7 protein-coding genes are annotated in these 6,661 nt (G+C 47.8%); 4 read left to right on the forward strand and 3 right to left on the reverse strand.

Going from position 1 to position 6,661, the window contains the following annotated elements:
- Window positions 1-146 (reverse strand): hypothetical protein (locus tag RMO35_RS25280; RefSeq protein ID WP_396135645.1); only part of this gene is annotated, 146 nt, incomplete at its 3' end.
- A 584-nt stretch (window positions 147-730) separates the two neighbouring features.
- Window positions 731-1,885 (reverse strand): transaldolase, encoded by a 1,155-nt coding sequence (tal, locus tag RMO35_RS10415; RefSeq protein WP_309740979.1) that lies wholly within the window; start codon window positions 1,883-1,885, stop codon window positions 731-733.
- 370 nt (window positions 1,886-2,255) lie between these two features.
- On the opposite strand from tal, the gene RMO35_RS10420 reads away from it, so the two are divergent.
- Complete coding sequence (locus tag RMO35_RS10420) at window positions 2,256-3,065, forward strand: inositol monophosphatase family protein (protein WP_309740980.1); 810 nt, start codon at window positions 2,256-2,258, stop codon at window positions 3,063-3,065.
- A 175-nt stretch (window positions 3,066-3,240) separates the two neighbouring features.
- Here RMO35_RS10420 and psb29 read toward each other — a convergent pair whose 3' ends face one another.
- Window positions 3,241-3,951, reverse strand: a complete 711-nt coding sequence (gene psb29, locus RMO35_RS10425; RefSeq protein ID WP_309740981.1) for a photosystem II biogenesis protein Psp29 — start codon at window positions 3,949-3,951, stop codon at window positions 3,241-3,243.
- A gap of 253 nt (window positions 3,952-4,204) precedes the next feature.
- Here psb29 and RMO35_RS10430 point away from each other — a divergent pair, with 253 nt between their 5' ends.
- From RMO35_RS10430 to tatC, 3 genes are all read left to right on the forward strand, one after another.
- The gene (locus RMO35_RS10430) at window positions 4,205-4,939 is read left to right on the forward strand and encodes a tetratricopeptide repeat protein (protein WP_309740982.1); all 735 of its coding nucleotides are present in this window, start codon (window positions 4,205-4,207) and stop codon (window positions 4,937-4,939) included.
- Window positions 4,940-5,198: 259 nt separating this feature from the next.
- A complete protein-coding gene (locus RMO35_RS10435) occupies window positions 5,199-5,639 on the forward strand; it encodes an Hsp20/alpha crystallin family protein (RefSeq protein WP_309740984.1) in 441 nt (146 codons plus the stop codon).
- 146 nt (window positions 5,640-5,785) lie between these two features.
- Window positions 5,786-6,595, forward strand: coding sequence for a twin-arginine translocase subunit TatC (gene tatC / locus RMO35_RS10440; protein ID WP_396135644.1), 810 nt, complete (start codon window positions 5,786-5,788; stop codon window positions 6,593-6,595).
- Window positions 6,596-6,661: the final 66 nt, after the last annotated feature.

Raw genomic sequence — 6,661 nt, forward strand, 5'->3', positions numbered from 1 at the left:
CGATCGAGTCGCATCTGGTACAATGCGGGGATCAGTTTGCGGTGGGTGAGGTCGCCGGAGGCACCGAAGATGGTCAGGATTTGGGGTTCGGGAACGCGTTCTTGTCTGAGTCCGAGGCGAAAGGGATTTTCTATTAGATCGATCATTTCTTATTTACTTGGTAGAACGCGAACTGGTTTTTTGGTTAATAGATTTCTGTAGTTAATCGATTTCGGTAGGGTGGGCACTGCCCACCACAAGGGTTTCCGCTGTATCTCTATTATTAGGGTGGGTAATGTCTACTTTCTGATGTTCGGAAATAAATAGCTAAGTGCAATTTTTATCCAATCGATTATGCCTGAACCCTAGATGGTGGGCAGTGCCCACCCTACGAGTATTTTATATTTTTACGCCCATATAGCTATTCTGAGTGTTGATATTGCTGATATTGTATTTTCTATGGGTTGGCGATCGAATAGAGTTTTGACAGGTATTAGGTGATGGTTGTTAATTAACTTGAGCTGGGGATAGGGGTGCCTCGCAGTCCTCGGCTGGGGGAAGCTGTCGCCTCCCCCAGACCCCCACCAAAGGTTCAAACTGTTTGTGGCGTGGTGCGGCATTCGCTCCACTTGAGATTTCAGTTATGCGTTATTAAGCTGGAGTTTAGTAGCAGATGGGGTTTTGCACGATCGCTAGGTAAAACTGCACTATCCAAAACACTATTCACTATCCACTATTCACTATCCACTATTCACGCTGGCATCAACGCTTTTACTTTACCATCCAAAGACTTCATCAGGGAGTCGAAGGGTTTGACGAATTTGTCGATGCCGTCGATGAGGAGTTCGCCCATGACGCTATCGAGGTCGATATTCACGTCGGGATCTTTGAGGCTGGCGATGAGGCGGTAGGCTTCGTCGATACCAGCTTCGATTCGGCTGGCGGGATCGCAATGGTCGGCACAGGCTTCGATCGTGTTGGGTGGTAAAGTGTTGACGGTATCGTTGCCGACTAGTCCATCGACGTACATGACGTCGCTATAGCTGGGATCTTTGGTGCCTGTGCTTGCCCACAGCAGTCGTTGGACGCGTGCGCCTTTGGCGGCGAGTTGTTGCCAGCGATCGGTGGCAATGATTTTCTTGTATTCTTGGTAGGCGACTTTGGCGTTGGCGATCGCGATTTTTCCTTTGAGGGCGGAGATTTTTTCGGTTTTGGTGGTGTCGCTGAGATCTTTGAGGAGGTTATCCAGTTTACCATCGATGTTGGTGTCGATCCGGCTGAGGAAGAAGCTGGCGACGGAGGAAATGTTGCTGATGTCGTCTCCTTTGGCGGCGCGAGCTTCTAAGCCGCGAATGTATGCCCAGGCAGCTTCGACGTAGCTATCGACGGAAAATAGCAGGGTCACGTTGACGCTGATGCCTTCGCTAATCATCTGCTCGACGGCGGGTAAGCCTTCGGGGGTGCCGGGGATTTTGATCATCACGTTGGGACGATCGATTTCGCCATAGTAGCGGCGGGCTTCTGTGATGGTGCTGGCGGTGTCGGCGGCGATGGTGGGGGGGACTTCGATGCTGACGTAGCCGTCGATGCCGTTGGTTTTGTCGTAGACGGGGCGCAGGATGTCGCAGGCTTGACGAATATCTGTGAAAATTAGGGATTCGTAAATATCGTTGAGGGATTTTCCGGCTTTAATTCCTGCTGCGATTTGGTTGTCATAAATGGCGTTCCCAGCGATCGCTTTTTCAAAGATGGCGGGGTTGGAGGTGATTCCCAATACGCCACGGGTATCGATCAGTTGGGCGAGTTCGCCAGATGTGAGGATATCTCGGCTGAGATTGTCCATCCAAATACTTTGTCCGTATTCTTGCTCGATTGTCAGGAGGGGATTTTGGGCTGTTGGTGACACGATCGGTATTTACTCCAATAGTTACTGAATCTCGATGCTTTTCTACTAAAGGGTGTCGCTAGCAAAACCAATCTCAAAATAGCTTGAGAAAGATTCTGTTTCGTAGCTATGACTCTTCTATGATGACAGCTTGTGTCTGTTGCTGCTTTCTCGAAACATCAGCCACAGCCGATTACTAAAAATGTTTTTGGGAACTAACTCTTTCGATTTAGCGCTCGTTATTTTCCGCATTCTAGCCGATCGACATCTAGATATGGGCGTCAAAAAATACAAAATTGGTTAAATTCTCGGCAATTTAACTGGGGATCGCCGATCGGGATGTCTGGGTGATTTGATACACTCAGCCTATTGTCAATTCGGTTAAGAGAATATGGAATTTTCGTGGGAGCGAGTACTTGATGTCGTAGGTTCGATCGCCCAGCAGGTAGGATCGCGGTTGCTGCTGGACTTTGGGCGCGTCCAAGGATTGGAAAAGGCTGATGGGAGTCTAGTTACGCAGTGTGATGAGTGGGCGGATCTGGAGATTCGATCGAGTCTGGGTGCGGCTTTTCCCACACACGCCATCTTGAGTGAAGAGAATGTGCATGGGTTTACTGATGCCCAATGGACGTGGATTATCGATCCGCTCGATGGGACTACCAATTTTACGCGCGGTATTCCGCTCTGGGGGATCTCGATCGGGCTGCTCTACAATGGTGAGCCTGTATTTGGTTATGTCTATTTTCCGCCTGTCAACCAAACTTTTTACGGTTATTGGGCGGGGAATACCGGATTAGATTTACCTGTTGGTGCCTATCTCAATGGCTCTCCAATCGATGTCAGTCAGGATTCACCGAGTAGCAATCATTTTTTCAGTTTGTGCGCTCGCAGTCTTCAGATCTGGCAACCGGGATTTCCCTGCAAGATTCGGATGCTGGGGGTCGCTACTTATAACTTCTTAGCGGTCGCTGCTGGCGCGAGTTTGGGTGGGGTGGAGGCTACACCCAAAATCTGGGATTTGGCGGCTGTCTGGGCGATCGTCCACGCGGCTGGGGGCACATGGATATCGCTGAGGGATGAACCGACTTTCCCGGCGGTTGTCGGGCGAGATTATGGTAGCTATGCCATGCCCAGTCTGATTGTCAATCGATCGGAGTTGGGAGATCTAGTACTACCGCTAATGGATTCTATTCGTAAATAGGGGGTAGAGGGTAGAGGGTAGAGGGTAGAAGGTCGTCAATAGTGACTGGTAGACAATATTACCCAAGGGGAGGCTATGCCAGCGGCGGTCGATCGCAATTGGTGGATGGTGAATAGAGCTATCTCAGTCTCCCAGTCCCCCAGTCCCCCAGTCACCTCATCTCCCTGTCCCCTATTTACTCCGCTGGTGTAGCACTAGCCGCCGCTGCTGCGACTTTGGCTTGGTCGCGTTTTTCGCGTTTTTTGCGTTCGGCGTCGGCTAGATCTGCCATGACGGCTTCCATTTGGACGAGTTTATCTAAGTTACTCCGGTAGGTGTCTAGGTCTTTTTGAACTTTGTCGGTAGGTAGGTGCAAGGCTTCACCGATCTGCAAGACAGCAGCTTCGCGTTTTTTCTCGTCCTTGAGTAGCTCTGGTGCTGCTTGTTCGAGAATCGTAAACAAACCGATGCCGAATAACCGACTGTATTTAAATTTCGGATTGCTGGCGATCGAGCCTAATGTACTGGCTAATTCTGCGCCCATGCCATCGCTATTTGGGTGAGTCAACCAATTGACGATATCTTGTCCCTGCATACTCTGGGTAAATTCTTGAACGCTAGCAGCATCTTTACGGTACTGTTCGACATTTCCACCCATCGATTGACATAATGCGGTAAAAATCGATTGCTTGTCGCTTTCGGGACGATAACTGGTCATAAACCTGTCGAAGCTACTGACTACACCCAATGCGTAAATTGGATTATAGACAAAATCAACGTTGGTAGACAGTAAGTGCATTTCTACCATTAATTCTTCTACTACGCGCCGATAAATCGAATTGATCGGGCGAGTATGAGTGGAGTAAAAATTACGCTTGGTATCGGAGACAGTACTCTGGTTATTCACCGGGATATATAAAGATTTGGTTAACAATCCTTAATTATCATCGATCGGATACCAAATACGCAAAGATCGCGATCCCCACGATCTCGATCGATTCTCTCAAATGCTTACCCAGTCGTCACGATCGGTAATTAGTAGCATTTTAAAATTGCTAGGCAAGTAAAATCTTTGTGCTTTTATGCGGATACATTTTAATTGGGTGACGAGCCATTCTGGTAGCAGGACGATTCTCTAGACGCAAGGAAGCAAGATTGATATGGCTCGAAATCTGAATGTGGCTCTATGGTTATTTTGCGGAACGATCGCGATCTCTAGTGCATTTTTGCCAGATGCGTCACTGGCTCTGAAGATCGATGCTACTCAGGGACAAACGGCGATCGAAATGAATGCTAGCGCTTCCCGCCAATATCAGCAGGGTTTAGCTGCACTAGAGGCTGGCGATACCGCTACTGCAATTGCTAGTTTCGATCGCGCCATCGCTCTCGATCCTCAATATTTTCCCGCTTACATCGAGCGCGGCAATGTTAAAGATAGTCTCGGCGATTTTAGCGGAGCCGCTGCCGATTATACGATCGCCATTTCGCTCGATTCTAGATCTGCCGCTGCTTACTACAATCGCGGTACTGTCTTGAGTAAAAGCGGCAACCATCAAGCTGCTGTGGCGGATTATAACCTTGCTATCGGTATCGATCCGAACTACGCTCAAGCCTATATGAATCGTGGTAATGAACTAGACGATCTGGGTAATTTTGCTGGGGCGATTGCTAGCTACGATCGGGCAGTCGCGATCGATCCGAACTATGCTCTAGCTTATCTCAATCGCGGTATTGCTTACGGACGTGCGGGCGATCGCGATTTCCCACAGGGAACGCTACGCGAACGGGCGATCGCCGATCTTCAAGTTGCTGCTAAACTGTTCGAGCAAACTGGCAATCTGGATCGATACGAGCGCGCCCTCAAAATGATTAGCAATCTTCGTCCAGTTTATTAACGACCGGAAATTACCACCGCAGGGAAGTTCGGTAAAGTGAACTCTAGTTAGGTTGAGAACCGCACTTGGATTGCCTGCAACTTTTGGTAGATTATAAACAAGTTGAATTAGCAACCCTTCCGATTGGCAGCTCGTTTATTTCCAATTCATTTAGATCGCGAATTCAGCCATAGCAGTAAAATTTACGATTTGACATTGTTTGAAATGTCGATCGGATCTAATTTCTAGCCATTACTATCATTGAATTTGAGGTTTTATTATGACACTAGTTCGTTGGCAACCTTTCCGCAATGTGACTACCTTACAACGCGAAATGGATCGATTGTTTGATAGTCTGACCGAGCATGAAGATAATTTGTATCGGACTGCTTTTGCTCCCGCAGCCGAGCTACAAATCGATCGAGATAATGTATATCTTCAACTAGAAGTTCCTGGTTTAACACCCGAAGAAATCGAAGTCCAAGTTACTGCTGATTCAGTAACTATCGATGGGGAACGTAAAGAGGAAAAACATGTTGAAGAACAAGGTATGAAGCGATCGGAATTCCGTTATGGTAAGTTTCATCGCACGATCGGTCTCCCTGAAAAAGTTCAACGCGATCGAGTTCAAGCGAAGTACGAACATGGGATCTTAAAACTGACGCTACCTAAAGCCGAAGATGAGAAAAACAAGACTGTCAAGGTTTTAGTAGAAGCTTAGTCGTTCGCTCCTGTCTAGATCTAAATATCTATCGCCGTGATTTCTAGGAGAAGTCACGGCGATATTCTCTGAAATATCTCGACTCAAAGCAGCGCACGACCCTATCCTCTATAATTGAGAAGAACGTACTTAAGACAAGCTTTGCGATGACTCCAGAAGTAGATACCGAGCTTCAGTCCACTGACGAACTGAGTACTGCCCTATGGTCGCCAGACCCCTATCCAAGTGATGATAATGACGAATTAGAACAACTTCCAGCTGAGCTGGAGATGTCTTTTTTCGACCATTTGGAGGAGTTACGCCAGCGGATATTTTACGCGATTATTGCGGTGGCGATCGGTGCGGCTGGTTGTTTTGTCTATGCCAAGCAAATCGTCCAAGTCTTAGAAATTCCCGCGATTGGCATCAAGTTTCTCCAATTAGCTCCTGGTGAATACTTTTTTGTCTCGGTGAAGGTGGCTGGTTATTGTGGCTTATTAGTCGCTAGCCCAGTGGTTCTCTACCAAATTATCCAATTTGTGATCCCTGGTTTGACGCGGCGCGAGCGTCAGCTAGTATTACCTGTAGTGGTTGGTTCTTCGGTGTTGTTTGTTGCTGGGATTGCGTTTGCTTACTACGCACTGATTCCGGCTGCTTTAAATTTTTTGATCGGCTATGGCGAAGATGTCGTCGAACAGGCTTGGTCGATCGATCGCTATTTTGAATTTGTCTTGGTGTTATTGTTTGCAACGGGTTTGCTATTTGAATTACCTGTCGTCCAAATTTTGTTATCGCTACTCGGTATTCTCTCTTCCAAGCTGATGTTATCTGGCTGGAAAAGCGTGGTCGTCGGCTCGATGGTCGTCGGTGCGATCGTCACTCCCTCTACCGATCCCTTGACTCAAAGTTTGTTAGCAGGTGCTGTTTTAGCTTTGTATTTTGGTGGGGTTGGGGTGGTTAAATTATTGGGTAAGTAGAGCGGGAAGTGGGGAGTTAGGAATAAACATCGTATTTACTCTCGCTCGGCTCTCCCCAAATTCCAC

Source organism: Chamaesiphon sp. OTE_20_metabat_361, from assembly GCF_031364565.1.